The following is a 17,080-nucleotide window of genomic DNA, read 5'->3' as shown; positions in this document are numbered from 1 at the left end:
AGGTAGAATGCGCGCCTTTATCCGTATAGTGGAACAACCAACGTGAGAGTCATTCTGGCCCCAATGGAAGGGGTGGTCGATCATACGATGCGTGAACTTTTGTCCACCATTAATCCTTACGATTTAATGGTGACAGAATTTGTCCGCGTGGTGGATCAATTGTTACCAGAGAAAGTCTTTTTACGGATGTGTCCAGAACTGAATAATGCCGGATTTACCCAGAGCGGCACTCCGGTACGGGTACAGCTGTTAGGGCAGGAACCCGAGTGGATGGCCGAGAACGCCGTTCGCGCTATCAAGCTTGGCTCACATGGGGTTGATGCCAATTTTGGTTGCCCAGCGAAAATGGTTAACCGCAGTAAAGGCGGTGCTGTATTACTACAATATCCAGAGCAAATTTATCGTATAGTGAGGGCCATGCGCCAGGCCGTGCCCGCCGAGCACCCCGTCACCGCCAAAATCCGCTTAGGCTATGAAGACAAGAGTCTGTTTATGGAAAATGCGCTGGCAATTTATGAAGCCGGAGCCACTGAACTGGCGGTTCATGCCCGCAGTAAAGTGGATGGCTATCGCCCGCCAGCATACTGGGAATACATTACCGACATCCGCCAACGGTTGCCAATTCCTATCATCGCCAACGGCGAGATCTGGAACCGCGAAGATGCGCTGCGCTGCATGTCTCAAACAGGCTGCGACAGCGTTATGGTTGGCCGCGGCGCCATCACCCTGCCGAATCTGGCAGCGCATATTAAAAACAACGAGGCCCCTTATAGCTGGCAACAAACGCTGGCATTGCTGATGGAATATACCCGTCAGCAACAAAGTGTCCCCCGCAATGATTATTTCCCCGGGCGAGTCAAACAGTGGTTCAGTTATCTGAATCGCCAGTACAGCCAAGCCGATACGCTGTTTCGCGAACTGCGACTGCACAAAACCACTGATGCGGTTGTTGCCGTGTTGGCAAGCGCTGCCTGAACAGCACACTTTGTTGTTGTAAACCTTGCTTTTGATGGGTATCACGGGAAATCTAAAGCGGATTTGATCCGCATCATAGTTGACCCACCATTGCCAATTAGACTAATAGGTCCATAAGCAAGCAAAAGGCGGTAAAGAGTGAGTGGTTCCCTGATCAGACAACGATTGTCTGCAATTGAGAAGGATCTCAGAGTCGCAATCACTGAGCTTAACGCTGACTGGGCAGAATGGTCTATAGGCGAGATCATTGATGCCATGGTCGGTGCCGAGCTGTGCCATCATCCGCTGTATAATAGGCTCAATCGACTGGATGCTGCCCAGTGTCAGTTAGATCTCGGGCTGTATGGTTTATGTGCCGATTGTGAAAATGAGATAGAACCTGAAAGGTTGGCTATGGATCCGACTGAGCAGCGGTGTCAGCACTGCTCTGAGCAATATGCCCATGAGCATCGCCAGGAACTGCGGCTCAGCCATTAACTCAGGTCACCTATGGACAAACACAATCTTAAAATAAATGGTCATTGCTCCAACAATAAAAAAAGGCGCTTTAAGCGCCTTTTTTTATTTCGTAGCAATTAACGGGTACGTGGGCAAATTTCATCAGCAGCGAAGAAATAAGCAATTTCACGTTCGGCAGAAGCCAGAGCGTCTGAACCGTGAACCGCGTTTTCGTCAATACTATCAGCATAATCAGCACGCAGAGTACCACGAGCAGCCTGAGCTGGGTTAGTTGCCCCCATGATTTCACGATTCGCAGCCACGGCATTTTCGCCTTCCAGCACCTGCACCATGATTGGACCAGACGTCATGAAGCTTACCAGTGCGCCAAAGAAAGGACGTTCACTGTGTTCAGCATAGAAGCCTTCAGCCTGCTCTTTGGTCAGGTGTACCATCTTGGCCGCAACGATTTTCAGGCCAGCGCTTTCAAAACGGTTGTAAATAGCACCGATGTGGTTTTTGGCAACAGCATCAGGCTTGATAATAGAGAAAGTACGTTCAATCGCCATGACTAGGATCCTTAATCAGCGAGTTTCAAAATTCGCGCGGATTATACGCAATAACGGCGACAAATCCTAATCCAATCTCACAAACTACAAGGATTATGCGAGTTTGCGACTAAATCCACCAAAGCTAACGTGTTAAATGTGGCAGCAGAAGGATTAAAAAACCTTACGTCACGATTTTTCGTTACTTTTCATCCATCCAGCATTGCAGAATGGCTTCCAAGATCTGCTCATTACACCGCTGGGGATCATCATCAAAATCATCCAGCGCCAAAATCCACTCATAGAGGTCGGTAAAACGCACGTTCTGTGGTTCTACCTCAGGATAGGCTTCGAGCAATTCCAGAGCCACATCCAACGAGTCAACCCATTTCAAAGACATAGGGCCTCCAATTTCACTTATAACTATCTGATGACATTATAGCGTTGACGTTATTTGTCACATCAAAACAAAGCCGGTCTTAGACCGGCTGTGAGAATTTTATCAACCTTCGCTGACCTGATTCACCGTATATTTGGGAATTTCCACCACCAAATCGTCATCTGCGACCTTGGCCTGACAAGACAAACGACTTTCTGGTTCCAGTCCCCAGGCTTTATCGAGCATGTCGTCTTCTAGATCGTCACTCGGTTCTAGGTTATTGAAGCCTTCGCGCACAATCACATGACAGGTGGTACACGCACAAGATTTTTCGCAGGCGTGCTCTATCTGAATACCATTGCGCAAGGCCGCATCCAGGATTGATTCACCGGTTTTGGCTTCTACCACAGCACCATCAGGGCATAACTCCTCATGGGGCAAAAACACTATCTGAGGCATGATTTCACCTATATCTTGTCAACCGACTGACCTTTCAGTGCGGTCTTAATTGAATTATCCATCCTTCTGGCAGCAAAGTCCTGGGTTACTGCATCCACTTTCTCTATCGCTGTCTTGATATCATCGGCATTGTCACCGGTAGCCGCCACATCCAACGCCTTAATCGCGTTATCAATTAGTGCTCGCTCCTCAGCGGCAAGCAGGTTGCCATCCTGCTGCAAGGCAGAGTTTAGCGATTCAATTACCCGTGCCGCTTCTACTCGCTGCTCGGTGAGCATACGCAGTTCAATGTCAGCCTTAGCATATGTCATCGAGTCTTTGATCATGCCGGCAATCTCATTTTCAGAAAGCCCAAATGAAGGTTTCACCTGGATACTAGATTGCACGCCAGTGGACTTCTCCATAGCGGTCACACTCAGTAAACCATCGGCATCAACCTGGAATGTCACCCGGATATGCGCGGCGCCAGCGGCCATTGGCGGGATACCTTTTAACGTAAAGCGCGCCAGCGAGCGGCAATCAGCCACCAATTCGCGTTCACCTTGCACGACATGGATCGCCATCGCCGTCTGACCATCTTTAAATGTGGTGAATTCTTGGGCTCTGGCAACCGGAATAGTGGTGTTACGTGGTACTACCTTTTCCACCAACCCTCCCATGGTTTCAATACCCAACGACAAGGGGATCACATCCAGCAACAGCAATTCCGAATCGGGTTTATTGCCGACCAGGATATCGGCCTGAATCGCCGCACCAATGGCGACAACCCGGTCTGGGTCAATGCTGGTCAGCGGTGGTTTACCAAAAAACTCACCCACTTGTTCCCGCACCAACGGCACCCGAGTCGAGCCACCAACCATGACGGTTTCTAGCACATCGCTGGCATCAACCTTGGCATCTCGGAGCGCTTTACGGCAACTACTGATGGTCTTACGTACAAATGGCAGAATAAGCGCATCGAAATCGCTACGGGAGATGTCACACTGTAACTGTTGTTCTGCAACTTTTAATGCGGCAGTTACACTATCTGACTGACTCAGCGCTTCTTTCACACGCCGAGCCTCCATCAGCAACTGGCGCTCCTGTTGACGGTTGAGTTCAGTAACGCCCATCCGCTGCCGCAATGCCTCCGCTAGCAGATGGTCGAAATCATCACCACCAAGACGAGAGTCACCGCCAGTTGCCAACACTTCAAATACGCCGCGGTTCAGTCGCAGGATGGAGATATCGAAGGTACCACCACCAAGATCATAAACAGCAATAACACCTTCCTGCCCAGAATCCAGCCCATAAGCGATAGCGGCTGCAGTGGGTTCATTCAACAGCCGCAAAACTTTTATGCCTAGCAAATTGGCCGCATCTTTGGTCCCTTGGCGTTGAGCATCATCAAAATAGGCCGGGACGGTAATCACCACGCCTTCCAGTTCGCCCCCCAAGGTTGCTTCTGCGCGCGCAACTAAGGGCCGCAGGATCTCCGCTGACACTTGCACCGGATTCACTTTACCGGCACTGGTGACAAACACTGGCAAACCATTTTCGCTGGCTTCAAAATGATAGGGGAAACGCTGTTCACCTTGCTGTACGTCGACGAGTGAGCGTCCCATAAAGCGCTTGACTGAAACTATGGTATTTTCGGGATCCAGTGCTGAATTAGCCAAAGCGGCTTCGCCCACGGTCAAGCCGTCAGCGCCAAAATGCACTACCGAAGGCAGCGCATGTCGGCCAGCCTCGTCGGGTAACGTTGTGGCCTGGCCACTACGCACTGACGCCACCAATGAATTAGTGGTTCCCAAGTCAATGCCAGCCGCGAGTTTGTGTTGATGAGGTGCGGCCATCTGGCCGGGTTCAGCAATCTGCAAAAGTGCCATAATGTTCCATTCTTCGTTAAAAAAATGGCCCAATCATATTGAGCCAATTCAATGTGCTTCGTGCCAGAAAACCCGAGACGGACTAGTCGTACATAGCGTCCTGAATGCGCGTCAATTCATCTTGTAATTTTGCCATGAATTTCAGTTTTCTGACTTGATCTGCTGCCAACATTGCAGAGGATGCCTGGGTATCGACTAACTGTTTGCTCAGATTATCCAGCAGCTGTTGTCGATACTGGGTGAATTCAGCTTCCAGTGCTGCAATATCTGCGTCAATATTGTCACTATCACGCAATTCAGCCAAAGCTTCGCGCCATTCCAACTGCTGCATCAAAAAACCGCTATCTTTCATGGTGGTTGATTCATTGTCGATATCAACTCCCCGCAGCAACAGCATATGCTCAGCGCGACGGATAGGATCTTTCAGTGTTTGATAGCCATCATTCACTTGGGCCGTTTTTGATATTGCTAACAACTTCTGCTGCTCACCGGCGTTAGCAAATTTATCGGGGTGCACAGTTTTTTGCAGTTCCCGATAACGGTTAGACAATTCAGCAATATCAACATCAAAACGCTGAGGGATCTCAAACAGTTCGAAGTAGTTCATAAGCGTACTACGGTTACCGCGCTAGCTTACACAGTGAAGCTTTCGCCACAACCACACTCCCCTTTGGCATTCGGGTTATTGAACTTAAACCCTTCATTGAGACCTTCTTTGACAAAATCCAGCTCAATTCCCTGCAGATAAATCAAACTTTTGGCATCCACAATAATGTTGACACCATTCATCTCAAATACCTCATCGTCTTCGTTAAGTTCATCTACGAATTCGAGGACATAAGCCATACCACTGCAGCCAGAGGTTTTTAAGCCCAAACGCAGACCTATGCCCTTCCCACGATTTTGCAGAAAAGTACGTACTCTGTCCGCCGCTGCAGGCGTCATTGATATTGCAGCCATGTCAACTCCCGGCATTACTTCTGTTGCTTGGATTTATATTCTTCCAACGCCGCTTTGATAGCGTCTTCTGCCAGGATTGAACAGTGGATCTTCACCGGCGGTAATGCCAGTTCTTCAGCAATATCAGTATTCTTGATTGCGGCGGCTTCTTCTACAGACTTACCTTTCACCCATTCAGTGACCAGTGAGCTGGAGGCAATCGCGCTACCACAACCGTAAGTTTTGAATTTGGCATCTTCAATAATGCCATTGTCATTAATCTTCAGTTGCAGCTTCATTACATCACCGCAAGCTGGCGCCCCGACCATACCGGTCACAACGGAAGGATCATTCTTGTCGAACGTGCCTACGTTGCGAGGGTTTTCATAGTGGTCAATTACTTTTTCACTGTAAGCCATATTACCGCTCCAAATTCATCTGTTTGCTGGGAAAATTAGTGGGCTGCCCACTTCACCTGATTGAGGTCTACCCCATCCTTGAACATCTCCCACAAAGGAGACATCTCCCTCAGCTTGCCGATAGAACTCTTGATGGTTTCTATCGCATAATCAATCTCTTCTTCTGTGGTGTAACGGCCAATGGTAAAACGGATTGAACTGTGTGCCATTTCGTCATTCAACCCCAGAGCCCGCAACACATAGCTCGGTTCCAAGCTGGCAGAGGTACAGGCAGAACCTGAGGATACCGCCAAGTCTTTCAGCGCCATCATCAATGATTCACCTTCAACATAGGCGAAACTGACATTGAGGCTGCCACAAAAGCGGTGTTCCATATCCCCATTGACATACGTTTCCTCAATGTCTTTAATGCCGTTCCACAGCTTGTCGCGCAGATAGCGAATACGGCTGCTATCAGCGTCCATTTCTGCTTTAGCAATCGCAGCGGCTTCACCCAAGCCCACGATTTGATGTGTTGGCAAGGTGCCGCTACGCATACCACGTTCATGACCACCACCATGCATCTGGGCTTCCAGACGGATACGTGGTTTACGCCGCACATACAAGGCTCCAATCCCTTTAGGGCCATACATTTTGTGGCCGGAGATAGAGATCAGGTCAACCTTAGTCTGCTGCACATCCAGTGGCAACTTACCTGCCCCCTGGGCCGCATCAACGTGAAACACAACGCCTTTGCTGCGACACAGTTCACCGATAGCGTCGATATCTTGCACCACACCAATCTCATTATTAACGTGCATAATGCTCACCAGAATGGTGTCATCACGCATCGCGGCTTCAATACGTTCCAAGGGGATCAGACCGTTGCTGTCAGGATCGAGGTAAGTTACCTCAAAACCGTCACGTTCCAGATGACGGCAAGTATCTAGTACCGCCTTGTGTTCGGTCTTGCTGGTAATAATGTGTTTGCCTTTTTTCTGGTAAAAATACGCTACACCTTTGATTGCCAGATTGTCTGACTCGGTAGCACCAGAGGTAAACACGATTTCACGGGGATCGGCATTGATCAGATCCGCAACCTGATTACGGGCGATATCTACCGCCTCTTCAGCCTGCCAACCGTAACGGTGAGAACGGGATGCGGGATTTCCGAATACTCCGTCCATAGTCATGTACTGTGCCATTTTGGCAGCAACCCGAGGATCAACTGGGGTTGTTGCGGCATAATCCAAATAAATAGGAAGTTTCATTACACACTCCGTACTGCGCAGTCTCTGTCGAGGCTACATACAACGTACAATTATCATTATTTATGGCATTAAACAGAGCAGGCCTCAGGCACTGATCCTCTGTTCTTGATGCATCTGGTCTTGCTTGATGGAGATATATTGCACATCGCGCTTCTGCATCAATGCCGCAAGACTGATACCGTTTAAAAAATCAGAAATTTGTTTACTCAAATCTCCCCAAAGAGAATGAGTCAGACAACGTGAACCACTTTGACAGTTGGACTGCCCTTGGCAGCGAGTAGCATCAACCGATTCATCTACGGCATTCACTACCATACCGACAGAAATCTCGCTGGCTTCTAGTCCAAGACGATAACCCCCACCGGGACCGCGAACACTGGCAACTAGCCCTTGTTTTCTGAGTTTGGCAAAAAGTTGTTCAAGATAAGATAAAGAAATGCCCTGTCGCTCAGAGATATCTGCTAGAGGAACAGGTCCCTGAGCCGAGTGGATGGCAACATCCAGCATTGCAGTGACTGCGTAACGACCTTTAGATGTCAGTTTCATGGATACACCACAGCTCTTAATTGGAGATGGCTGAATTTCATCATACCCTAGTAATTTAGTCAACTATAAATCCGACTTTATCACTAGGGTGATGGCCCGATTTCTTTACGAATACCCTGACGGCTTGGTCGGATATTTAACATTTTTAGCCGTCAGGATTCAATGCTGTGAGTTCACATTTACCTATAAAAGTCAGATTTCCGGATCAAAAGCATCCAGTGCTTGTTGACGTTTCTCTGCAGCCGCCAACTCAGCCTCACAGAAATCCCCCACATCCAACTGTGGCAATCTTTCGGTACAGACAGCGCCACCCATCTTCTGAATGACCTGACACAGCTCAGCCACTTTAGAGTCCATCAAATGCATATGATCTAACATCTGCCCAATAGCATTTGCCACAGGATCGGGATTATCTGGCGACACCGCATAGGCATCAAAACCGTATTTCTTGGCCATGGCATTACGCCGTTCGCTCTTTTCTTTCGACTGTGGCGTAGCAACGGTGACCGCTCGCCCAGGAATACCAACAACCGTGGTATCTTTAGGGACATCTTTTACCACGACAGAGTTTGAGCCCACCCGTGCGCCATCATGCATCGTAATAGGGCCAAGCACTTTAGCCCCAGCGCCAATCACCACATTGTTACCCAAAGTTGGATGACGTTTGCCTGCTTTCCAGGTGGTTCCCCCTAAGGTGACACCATGATATAGCGTACAATCATCGCCAATTTCCGCCGTTTCACCAATCACCACGCCCATACCGTGGTCAATAAAGAAACGTCTGCCAATCACCGCACCGGGATGGATTTCAACCCCGGTCGCCCAACGCGCGAAAGTGGATAAACAACGCGCCAGAAAATAAAACTTAGCCATCCACAGCTTGTGACTGACACGGTGCATCCAGATGGCTTGCATGCCAGGGTAGTTGAGCAGGATTTCCAACGCACTGCGCGCGGCAGGATCGCGATGGTAGATGGATTGAATATCCTCTCTAATTCTTGATATCACACCCATTTGAGTTCCTCGGCTACTCTTTATTACCTGAGTTATCGACTATTTTCTTTTCAACCGACGTCAGGATACCGCGTAAGATATTCAGTTCCTGCGTTTCGATTTGCGCCTTGGCAAACAAACGCCGTAGTTTTTGCATCACCTGCCCAGGGTGATTCTTGATGATAAAGCCGGTTTCCTGCAAGGTACGCTGCAGATGTTCATAGAAACGTTCATGATCTTCAGCAGACGGATATGCAATGGGTTCCGCCGTCTGTGGCTGTAGTTGCTGTAAATGCGCCATCCGCGTTTCGTAGCACACTATCTGGACCGCCTGCGCCAAATTCAGCGAGCTATACTCTGGATTAGCGGGGATCAACAGATGATAATTACATTTCTGCAATTCTTCATTACTCAAACCATTACGCTCACGGCCAAAAACAATGGCTACTGCGCCATTCTGGCTCTGCACCGCTAGTTTTTCAGCGGCTTCCCGCGGTTCCAGCACCGGCCATTCCAACGTACGGCTGCGAGCACTGGTAGCCACCACTAGGCCACAGTCATGAATGGCTTCATCCAGCGTATCAACTTTGACCAATGTTTTAAGAATATCGGACGCTCCGGCCGCCAAGGCGATGGACTGCCCGTCAGGCTCGACCTGAGGGTCAACCAAATAAAGGGATGATAATCCCATCGTTTTCATGGCCCTGGCGACAGAACCGATATTTCCGGGATGAGTGGTCCCCACCAACACCACACGAATATTGCTGAGCATGAAATAGATGTCGAATCAAAAAAACAGGTGGCGGATATTACCATATCCCCCAATTTTTTAAGACAGAAAATTCGGCAGTTGCCATCTTGGCCTGGCAGAGTATAATGCGCCGGTTATTTTTCGTTCTTTTACATCCAGGGGATTGCAATGCATCCGATGCTCACTATTGGTGTGCGCGCCGCACGTGCCGCAGGCCAAGTTATAATGCGTGGTTTTTCTGAGTTGGACCGGATCCAGGTTGACGCCAAAGGTCTGAATGACTTTGTGTCTAATATTGATAAAGAAGCCGAAGCGGCAATTATTTATCAGATCCGTAAGTCATATCCAGACCACACTATCGTTGGTGAAGAAAACGGTGAAAACCGCGGTGAGAATCAGGACTATATTTGGATTGTGGATCCTTTGGATGGCACCAATAACTTTGTTAAAGGCCTGCCCCATTTCTCCGTTTCTATCGCCTTACAACACAAAGGCAAAACCGAAGTTGCTGTAGTTTACGACCCAGTACGTGATGAGCTGTTTAGTGCTGTTCGTGGTCAAGGCGCTAAGCTGAACGATTTCCGTTTGCGCGTTAACAACCCTGTTGATTTGAGTCATAGTCTGGTTGCGACCGGATTTCCATTCAAAGCACGCCAACATACCGAGACTTATCTGAAGCTGTTTGCTGAGACCTTTGCCATGTGTGCAGACATTCGCCGTGCTGGCTCGGCGGCGCTGGACCTGTGTTATGTTGCTGCTGGTCGTGTTGACGCCTTTTTTGAAATCGGTCTTAAACCCTGGGATATTGCTGCAGGCGATCTGATCGTGCGTGAAGCTGGTGGCACGGTCACTGACCTTTCAGGTGGTTATAAGTACTTAACATCTGGTCATGTCGTGGCAGGCGGGCCTAAAGCTACCACGTTGTTGGTAAAAAGTTTCCGCCCACTGCTGAGCGAAGCGCTCAAGTAAACCTGTCGCCCGCTAGTGCTTCGGAAAAGTCGCCGTAAGGCGGCTTTTTTTATCTGTGACAACAGATTATGCTTTCCACTATATTAACCATATGAAAATTTGTGAAGCATATCACGCACTTTCCCATGCCGCGCCACTTCGCTTTTGTCGATAATAGAGCCATTCAATTTTTATCGGAGTTTTCATGGAATTATATCGGAAGTATGGCTCCAGAAGTCTCAAGGCCATCGAGCATCTGGTGCTGCTATTGATTGCCATTGCCACCATAGTTGCAATTGGTCAGGAAGTCTTTCATCTGATTGATATGCGCTCAGTAGAGTTGGCGGATCTGCTGTTGCTGTTCATCTATCTGGAAGTGCTGGCAATGGTAGCCAATTATGCTGAGTCGGGTAAGTTGCCGGTACGAATGCCACTGTATATCGCGATTGTAGCATTAGCGCGATACCTGATTTTAGATATGAAAGCGATGGAAGACTGGCGTGTATTAGCCGTTTCCCTATCAACGCTGGTACTGGCGACCACCGTTGTGGTGATCCGCTGGGGGCAACTGAAAATGCCCTATCCAAAAAATCAAGATTATGACAACTAAGTCTAAGCCCGGCTACTTGTCGGGCTTTTTGATCACGCTTGTTTATTGTCTGATACTGGGTGAAAAACTGTTCTGTGCTATGTTTAACGGGCAGGGTCACATGACCATTACCACAGGAACCAATTATGGGTGCTGATAATGTTGAAAGCTTTAAGGAAAGAAGAACTTCGCTGCGAGTAGATCTCGAAGCAGAAGAAGTCCGGATTGGCTGGCAAGATAATGATGAAAAACTGTGTACCGATTCTGCAATCTGCGTTGATTTGTCCCGCAAAGGTCTGTTGTTCGAATATCGCCAGCCTTTTAAGGTCGGCGCCTTGATAGAGGTGACCTTTAACAGCGGTGGTGATGCCCAGAATACTGTCAAAGGACAAGTATGTCGTTGCACCAAGAGTGAGACCAGCCACCGCATCGCGCTGCAACTACTTTAGCAAACACACGATTTTTACCGACTGTTCTATACTTTACCAACTAAGTATCTAATGCTCTGGGAGAAAATCTATGATACTGCTCGTTGGCGGCGAAAAAGGAGGCAGTGGTAAAAGCTGCCTTGCGCAAAATATTGCGGTGCACATTACCCAGAAGTTCAACGCCAACGTGTTGATGGTCGATTGCGACCCCCAGAGAACCACCTCCGACTGGATCCAAGCGCGTAATAATGATACCGCGCTGCCTGCAATAAACTGCATCCAGCTCTACGGTAAAATACGCAATGATCTGTTAAGCCTTGACCAACGTTTCGATTACGTTATCGTCGATTGCGGTGGGCAAGACAACTTGGCGATGCGCGCCGCGATGTCGGTGGCCACCTATGTGGTGATCCCGTTGCGCCCCAAACGTCGAGATTTGAAAACGCTGCCCCATATGGAAGATATGCTGAGTACCTGTAAAATGGTTAATCCTAAAATGGTTGCCACTATAGTGCTAACGCAGTGCCCATCGCTGCCAACGCAGGCCAAGCGCATTCTTGAAGCCAAAGAGGTTGTGGAATCTTTCGGATTGCGAGTACTCAATGCGGTCACCTTTAGTCGCAATATATATGACGACAGTGAGGAAAAAGGCTCGTCAGTCTTAGAACTAGAACCGGATGGCAAAGCTGCGGAGGAGATCCGGGCAATTGCAGATGAACTGCTGGCCATTCCGCCGGAAAACTCTTATGAGCTTAACTGATTTAAAACGTAAGCAGCAGAAACAGAAACCCCAAAAAGTGTCTATCGAAGAATTTATCGAAGATGCTGTCAATTATGCCGAGGGCAAACCCAGCCAATTGCAGCAACCGGCTAAGCCTAAAAAAACAGCACCGCGAAAATTCCGTCATGCCACCTTTAGTCTCAGTGAGACTAGCATCCGTCAGCTTGACAATTTAGCTCAGTCCACCGGGATCGCAAAATCCCGGCTGCTTAGAATGTTTATTCACTACTACTTTGATTTGTCGGAACCGGAGCAACAAGAGCTGTTGGAGCAGCTGCAAGATCTAACACCACCATCCGCTCAATGAAATACTCATCAGTGATTGCAAATCAGGCTAGCGTCGGTGGTGAGCCCTTGGCTGCGATCAATAAATTTGCCTTTCTGCGCCAGAAACTGGAGCAGCGCCTCAGCATCCATGTCACTGGCACTACAAGTGTGAAAACGTGCATCAGCACCAAAACGCTGCGTCATCTGCAGTAGTAGTTCGCTCTTACTTAATCCCTGAGGGTATTCCAACAGCAATTGCAGTACTTCATGACCATGAATCGAGTCACTCATCTTTTCACTCCGATAAAAAGCATTAAAAATATATCTTATATCTACTTTTGTGCTGATTTCACTGATTTGGCGCAATAACGCTGGCAATATATGATTCCCGTCAGCAATATGGGAAAATTATCGCGTCCGTTAACTCTGCAGGTTTTCAATGTCACTTATTCTTGCCCTGACGCAACAGATGTGTCTGTACTTGGTAATTGTCTACCTCACCAGCAAGACACCGCTGTTTAAGCTATTTACTGAAAACTCCACGCGTTTACCGCACAAAATATTTATCTATCTGGTTTTTTCAGCGTTCTGCATCATGGCGACTTACTTTGGTGAACAAGCGCATGGTGCCATTGCCAATACCCGCGCCATGGGGGCGGTACTCGGTGGTCTGTTAGGCGGTCCCGCGACTGGTTTTCTGGTGGGGCTGACCGGAGGTCTGCACCGATACACTCTTGGCGGTTTTACCGATGTGGCCTGTGCCGTATCAACCACCATGGAAGGCCTGAGTGCCGGCATGATCAATTTATATCTGCGGCGGCACGGTAAAAGTGAACTGGTATTCAATCCGATGGTGGTCGGTCTGGTAACTTTCTATGCCGAGATGATGCAGATGTGCATTATTCTAATGATTGCCAATCCTTTCGAAGAAGCGCTGGAATTGGTGCGACAGATTGCGCCACCCATGTTAATTGTAAATTCCCTAGGTGCGGCGTCATTTATGAGCATGGTACGCGACCAGAAAACGATGTTCGACAAGATGTCGTCTACTTTTTCCACCAAAGCCCTTAAAATTGCCGAACGCAGCGTTGGCTTACTCAGCAAAGGTTTCAATGAAGCCTCTAGCACGCAAGTGGCGCAGATTGTCATTGAAGAAACTAATGTTGGAGCGGTGGCTATCACCGACCGTGAGAAACTCATGGCTTTTATCGGTATCGGTGCCGACCATCACTTACCGGGGACGCCGATATCCTCGCAAATCACTATGGATGCAATCCACCAGAACAAAGTCATGTTTGCCGATGGTGTAGAATTCCCCTATTCCTGCTCCATCTCACCTAATTGTAAGCTGGGCTCAAGTTTGGTGATCCCACTTCGCAGTGACAACGAAGTGATTGGCACCATCAAACTGTATGAACCTAAAAACAAGTTGTTTCTCAACATCAACCGGACACTGGGGGAAGGGATTGCCCGCTTGTTGTCGAACCAGATCCTATACGGCCGTTTTGAACAACAGCAGAATCTGCTGACACAGGCGGAACTCAAATTGCTGCAGGCGCAGGTCAACCCACACTTTTTGTTCAATGCCTTAAATACCATCAGCGCGATTATTCGTCGCAATCCGGACAAAGCCCGGCAGTTATTACAGCAACTCAGTCAATTCCTGCGCATCAACCTGAAACGCACCACCGGCATGGTGAGCCTTGGCGATGAACTGGAGCATATCGAATCTTACCTAACCATCGAAAAAGCCCGTTTTATCGACAAACTCAAAGTCAGTATTGATATTCCTCAAGAGCTCTACGCTGTGCAGGTTCCAGCGTTTACCTTGCAACCTATCATCGAAAATGCGGTAAAACACGGCACTTCGCACATGATGGAAACCGGAATTATCACCGTTAAAGCGATACAACAAGATAATGATCTTATCCTGGAAGTAACTGATAATGCTGGTTTATACCAACCACGATCTGATTCTGATGGTTTAGGGATGAATCTAGTTCACAAACGGATCCAAAACCTATATGGCGATGAATATGGGGTAACTGTTGAATATGAACCGGAAGTGTTTACCAAAGTTAACATCCATCTACCCAACAAGGTCTAACGATGATTAGCTGTTTGATTGTTGATGATGAGCCTTATGCCAGACAAGAATTGGCGGATTTACTGCTGCAAGCGGGTGATCTACAAATAGTCGGTCAGTGCAGCAATGCGCTAGAAGCCATGCAGGCAATTAGCAAACATAAACCCGATCTGTTGTTTTTGGATATCCAGATGCCGCGTATCAGCGGTATGGAACTTATCGCAATGTTAGACCCGGAAACCATGCCTAGAGTGGTGTTTGTGACCGCTTATGATGAGTTTGCCGTGCGCGCTTTTGATAATCATGCCTTTGATTATCTGCTGAAGCCGCTCGATGAAAAACGCCTCCGGCAGACATTGGAAAAAGTGCGGAAGGATTTACGTCCTAAGTCACTGGATGTTCTGATGCCACAGTATCTAGAACATTTGCCCTGTTTCAGCGCTAATCGACTGAAGATCATCGCAGTTAAAGATGTTGAATATGTGTTTAGCGATCTCAGCGGCATCCATGTTGCGACGGCAAAGGAGAAGGTGCATACCGAGCTGACACTGAAAGTACTGGAGGAAAAGACGCCCTTGTTACGCTGTCATCGCCAATATCTGGTGGCACCCTCGGCGATAGCGGAGATTGAAATATTGGAAACCGGGGCCGAAGTAACAACGCATAGTGGTGCCAAAGTCCCCGTCTCCAGACGTTTTCTTAAACCGCTCAAGCAGGCTTTCGGTTTCCAGTAATACAACAAGCAACAGCATCGCTGTTCATGTGGTAACGGTAAGTTACCACTTACCCCGATTATCGACCGCTCAACCCAGTATCTGACCGCTCAATTGTTACCAAAACCGCTTATCTGTATCAGTAACCGCTCAACCATCGCTTTTGACCGCTAACTCAAACTCAACTTGGCGTTGTTACGCAATTGTTTACACTTGCTACGATTCTAATTGGGGGAGACAAACCTATGTTGTGGTTCCTACTGTGTGTCGGCCTGCTGGTCGGCGGTTACTTTATCTACGGGACCTTCGTTGAGAAGGTGTTCGGTATTAACAAACAACGCCAAACTCCGGCTTATGCCCAGAACGATGGTGTTGACTATGTGCCAATGTCAAAAGGCAAAGTTTACTTGATCCAGCTTCTGAATATCGCAGGTGTTGGTCCAATCTTTGGCCCTATCTTGGGGGCGCTCTACGGCCCTGCCGCCATGTTATGGATTGTTATCGGCTGTATTTTTGCCGGGGCAGTACATGACTATTTCTCGGGTATGCTATCTGTCCGTAACAACGGCCAATCAGTACCAAACCTAGCAGGCAAATACCTAGGTAAGAATGCCAAAAACTTTATGAATATCTTCGCTCTGGTGCTATTGCTACTGGTCGGTGTGGTGTTCATTTCTGCTCCGGCAGGTCTGTTGGGTAAATTGACCGGTTGGAATGTCAGCATGTTCGTTGGCATCATTTTTGTGTACTACCTGATCGCCACCATCGTTCCCATTGACAAGATCATTGGCCGCCTGTACCCGTTCTTTGGTGCCTTGCTGATGTTCATGTCTGTCGGTCTGACTGCGGCAATTATCGTTTCTGACCAGCACACACTGTTGGCTGGCTTCGGTCCTGGCGACTTCCTGCAGAATCTGAACCCGAAAGACGCACCGCTGTGGCCAGCACTGTTCATCACGATTGCTTGTGGTGCGGTATCCGGCTTCCATGCCACTCAGTCACCGCTGATGGCTCGTTGTGTGGAAAATGAATCCAACGGTCGCTTTGTGTTCTACGGTGCCATGATCGGCGAAGGCATTATTGCCTTGATCTGGTGTGCAATTGCCCTGTCATTCTTTGATGGTGTACAAGGGCTGAGCGATGCGATGGCTGGCAACCCGGCTAACGTAGTGTACGGTGCCTCTACAGGTCTGTTGGGGGCGGTTGGTGGCTTCCTAGCAGTATTAGGGGTAATTATTCTGCCAATCACGTCTGGTGACACCGCCTTCCGCGCTGCACGTCTGATCCTGGCTGAATACTTCAACATGCCACAAACCAAAATCTCCAAACGTCTGGTACTGGCTATTCCGCTGTTCGTGCTGGGCGCCATCCTGACCCAAGTAGACTTTGGGGTTATCTGGCGCTACTTCGGTGTGGCTAACCAAGCAACTGCCGTGATGATGCTGTGGACTGCCTCAGCTTATCTGGTACGCCATAACAAGCTGCACTGGATCTGTACCATTCCAGCCATGTTTATGACTGATGTGGTGATCAGCTTCCTGCTGAACTCCAACACATTGGGTGCGGGGCTGCCGATGACAGTTTCCACCATTGCCGGTACTATCATGACCGTGTTAATCACCGGGCTGGTGATCTACATTGGCAAAGGCAAGGCGCAGGAACTGGCGGCGACTGAAGCTGAAGAAATTTAATAATAAATAAAA

The 17,080-nt window shown here is 48.5% G+C and carries 22 protein-coding genes; 10 read left to right on the top strand and 12 right to left on the bottom strand.

Going from position 1 to position 17,080, the window contains the following annotated elements:
• The first annotated feature begins 42 nt into the window (after positions 1–42).
• Positions 43–975: a tRNA dihydrouridine(16) synthase DusC gene (gene dusC, locus J3L11_RS07345; RefSeq protein WP_207570611.1), complete on the top strand. Its 933-nt coding sequence runs from the start codon at positions 43–45 to the stop codon at positions 973–975.
• Positions 976–1,113: 138 nt separating this feature from the next.
• Positions 1,114–1,452, top strand: coding sequence for a TraR/DksA family transcriptional regulator (locus J3L11_RS07340; protein ID WP_133038687.1), 339 nt, complete (start codon positions 1,114–1,116; stop codon positions 1,450–1,452).
• Between the two features lie 98 nt (positions 1,453–1,550).
• Here J3L11_RS07340 and ndk read toward each other — a convergent pair whose 3' ends face one another.
• The 11 genes from ndk to trmJ all read right to left on the bottom strand — a co-directional run bounded on the left by ndk (position 1,551) and on the right by trmJ (position 9,586).
• Positions 1,551–1,982 (bottom strand): nucleoside-diphosphate kinase, encoded by a 432-nt coding sequence (ndk, locus tag J3L11_RS07335; RefSeq protein ID WP_133038686.1) that lies wholly within the window; start codon positions 1,980–1,982, stop codon positions 1,551–1,553.
• A gap of 181 nt (positions 1,983–2,163) precedes the next feature.
• Positions 2,164–2,361, bottom strand: a complete 198-nt coding sequence (gene iscX, locus J3L11_RS07330) for a Fe-S cluster assembly protein IscX (protein WP_133038685.1) — start codon at positions 2,359–2,361, stop codon at positions 2,164–2,166.
• Between the two features lie 102 nt (positions 2,362–2,463).
• A complete protein-coding gene (gene fdx, locus J3L11_RS07325; protein WP_133038684.1) occupies positions 2,464–2,799 on the bottom strand; it encodes an ISC system 2Fe-2S type ferredoxin in 336 nt (111 codons plus the stop codon).
• 8 nt (positions 2,800–2,807) lie between these two features.
• On the bottom strand, positions 2,808–4,667 hold the full coding sequence (gene hscA, locus J3L11_RS07320) for a Fe-S protein assembly chaperone HscA (RefSeq protein ID WP_207570610.1): 1,860 nt from the start codon (positions 4,665–4,667) through the stop codon (positions 2,808–2,810).
• Positions 4,668–4,749: 82 nt separating this feature from the next.
• The gene (gene hscB / locus J3L11_RS07315; protein WP_189617407.1) at positions 4,750–5,274 is read right to left on the bottom strand and encodes a co-chaperone HscB; all 525 of its coding nucleotides are present in this window, start codon (positions 5,272–5,274) and stop codon (positions 4,750–4,752) included.
• A 26-nt stretch (positions 5,275–5,300) separates the two neighbouring features.
• Positions 5,301–5,627 carry an iron-sulfur cluster assembly protein IscA gene (gene iscA / locus J3L11_RS07310; protein ID WP_242695130.1) on the bottom strand — a complete coding sequence of 109 codons (327 nt, stop codon included), beginning with the start codon at positions 5,625–5,627 and terminating at the stop codon, positions 5,301–5,303.
• 14 nt (positions 5,628–5,641) lie between these two features.
• Entirely contained in the window at positions 5,642–6,025 is a 384-nt protein-coding gene (gene iscU / locus J3L11_RS07305; RefSeq protein WP_133038681.1) for a Fe-S cluster assembly scaffold IscU, read from the bottom strand.
• Between the two features lie 35 nt (positions 6,026–6,060).
• On the bottom strand, positions 6,061–7,275 hold the full coding sequence (locus J3L11_RS07300) for an IscS subfamily cysteine desulfurase (RefSeq protein ID WP_133038680.1): 1,215 nt from the start codon (positions 7,273–7,275) through the stop codon (positions 6,061–6,063).
• Positions 7,276–7,359: 84 nt separating this feature from the next.
• Positions 7,360–7,821: a Fe-S cluster assembly transcriptional regulator IscR gene (gene iscR, locus J3L11_RS07295; RefSeq protein WP_189617408.1), complete on the bottom strand. Its 462-nt coding sequence runs from the start codon at positions 7,819–7,821 to the stop codon at positions 7,360–7,362.
• 192 nt (positions 7,822–8,013) lie between these two features.
• A complete protein-coding gene (gene cysE, locus J3L11_RS07290) occupies positions 8,014–8,835 on the bottom strand; it encodes a serine O-acetyltransferase (RefSeq protein WP_189617409.1) in 822 nt (273 codons plus the stop codon).
• 13 nt (positions 8,836–8,848) lie between these two features.
• Entirely contained in the window at positions 8,849–9,586 is a 738-nt protein-coding gene (gene trmJ, locus J3L11_RS07285; protein ID WP_189617410.1) for a tRNA (cytosine(32)/uridine(32)-2'-O)-methyltransferase TrmJ, read from the bottom strand.
• 147 nt (positions 9,587–9,733) lie between these two features.
• Between trmJ and suhB the strand changes: the two genes are divergently transcribed.
• From suhB to J3L11_RS07260, 5 genes are all read left to right on the top strand, one after another.
• Positions 9,734–10,534, top strand: coding sequence for an inositol-1-monophosphatase (gene suhB, locus J3L11_RS07280; RefSeq protein WP_133038676.1), 801 nt, complete (start codon positions 9,734–9,736; stop codon positions 10,532–10,534).
• A gap of 184 nt (positions 10,535–10,718) precedes the next feature.
• Positions 10,719–11,123 (top strand): phosphate-starvation-inducible PsiE family protein, encoded by a 405-nt coding sequence (locus J3L11_RS07275; RefSeq protein WP_189617411.1) that lies wholly within the window; start codon positions 10,719–10,721, stop codon positions 11,121–11,123.
• Between the two features lie 125 nt (positions 11,124–11,248).
• Complete coding sequence (locus tag J3L11_RS07270; protein WP_189617412.1) at positions 11,249–11,551, top strand: PilZ domain-containing protein; 303 nt, start codon at positions 11,249–11,251, stop codon at positions 11,549–11,551.
• A gap of 70 nt (positions 11,552–11,621) precedes the next feature.
• Positions 11,622–12,290, top strand: a complete 669-nt coding sequence (locus J3L11_RS07265; RefSeq protein ID WP_189617413.1) for an AAA family ATPase — start codon at positions 11,622–11,624, stop codon at positions 12,288–12,290.
• Positions 12,277–12,618 (top strand): replication protein RepA, encoded by a 342-nt coding sequence (locus J3L11_RS07260; protein ID WP_207570609.1) that lies wholly within the window; start codon positions 12,277–12,279, stop codon positions 12,616–12,618. Before J3L11_RS07265 ends, J3L11_RS07260 begins: the two co-directional genes overlap by 14 nt.
• 8 nt (positions 12,619–12,626) lie before the next feature.
• Here J3L11_RS07260 and J3L11_RS07255 read toward each other — a convergent pair whose 3' ends face one another.
• Positions 12,627–12,869: a YecH family metal-binding protein gene (locus J3L11_RS07255; protein ID WP_189617415.1), complete on the bottom strand. Its 243-nt coding sequence runs from the start codon at positions 12,867–12,869 to the stop codon at positions 12,627–12,629.
• Between the two features lie 148 nt (positions 12,870–13,017).
• On the opposite strand from J3L11_RS07255, the gene J3L11_RS07250 reads away from it, so the two are divergent.
• The 3 genes from J3L11_RS07250 (at position 13,018) to J3L11_RS07240 (ending at position 17,068) form a co-directional block, all read left to right on the top strand.
• The gene (locus J3L11_RS07250; RefSeq protein ID WP_189617416.1) at positions 13,018–14,685 is read left to right on the top strand and encodes a sensor histidine kinase; all 1,668 of its coding nucleotides are present in this window, start codon (positions 13,018–13,020) and stop codon (positions 14,683–14,685) included.
• A gap of 2 nt (positions 14,686–14,687) precedes the next feature.
• Complete coding sequence (gene btsR, locus J3L11_RS07245) at positions 14,688–15,398, top strand: two-component system response regulator BtsR (protein WP_189617417.1); 711 nt, start codon at positions 14,688–14,690, stop codon at positions 15,396–15,398.
• 224 nt (positions 15,399–15,622) lie between these two features.
• Positions 15,623–17,068, top strand: coding sequence for a carbon starvation protein A (locus J3L11_RS07240; RefSeq protein ID WP_189617418.1), 1,446 nt, complete (start codon positions 15,623–15,625; stop codon positions 17,066–17,068).
• Positions 17,069–17,080 lie beyond the last annotated feature (12 nt).

Source organism: Shewanella sp. 4t3-1-2LB (genome assembly GCF_017368415.1).
GTDB classification, from domain to species: domain Bacteria; phylum Pseudomonadota; class Gammaproteobacteria; order Enterobacterales; family Shewanellaceae; genus Shewanella; species Shewanella fodinae.
Note: the sequence above shows the minus strand (reverse complement) of the source record. Positions and strands in the feature narration are given on the sequence as shown.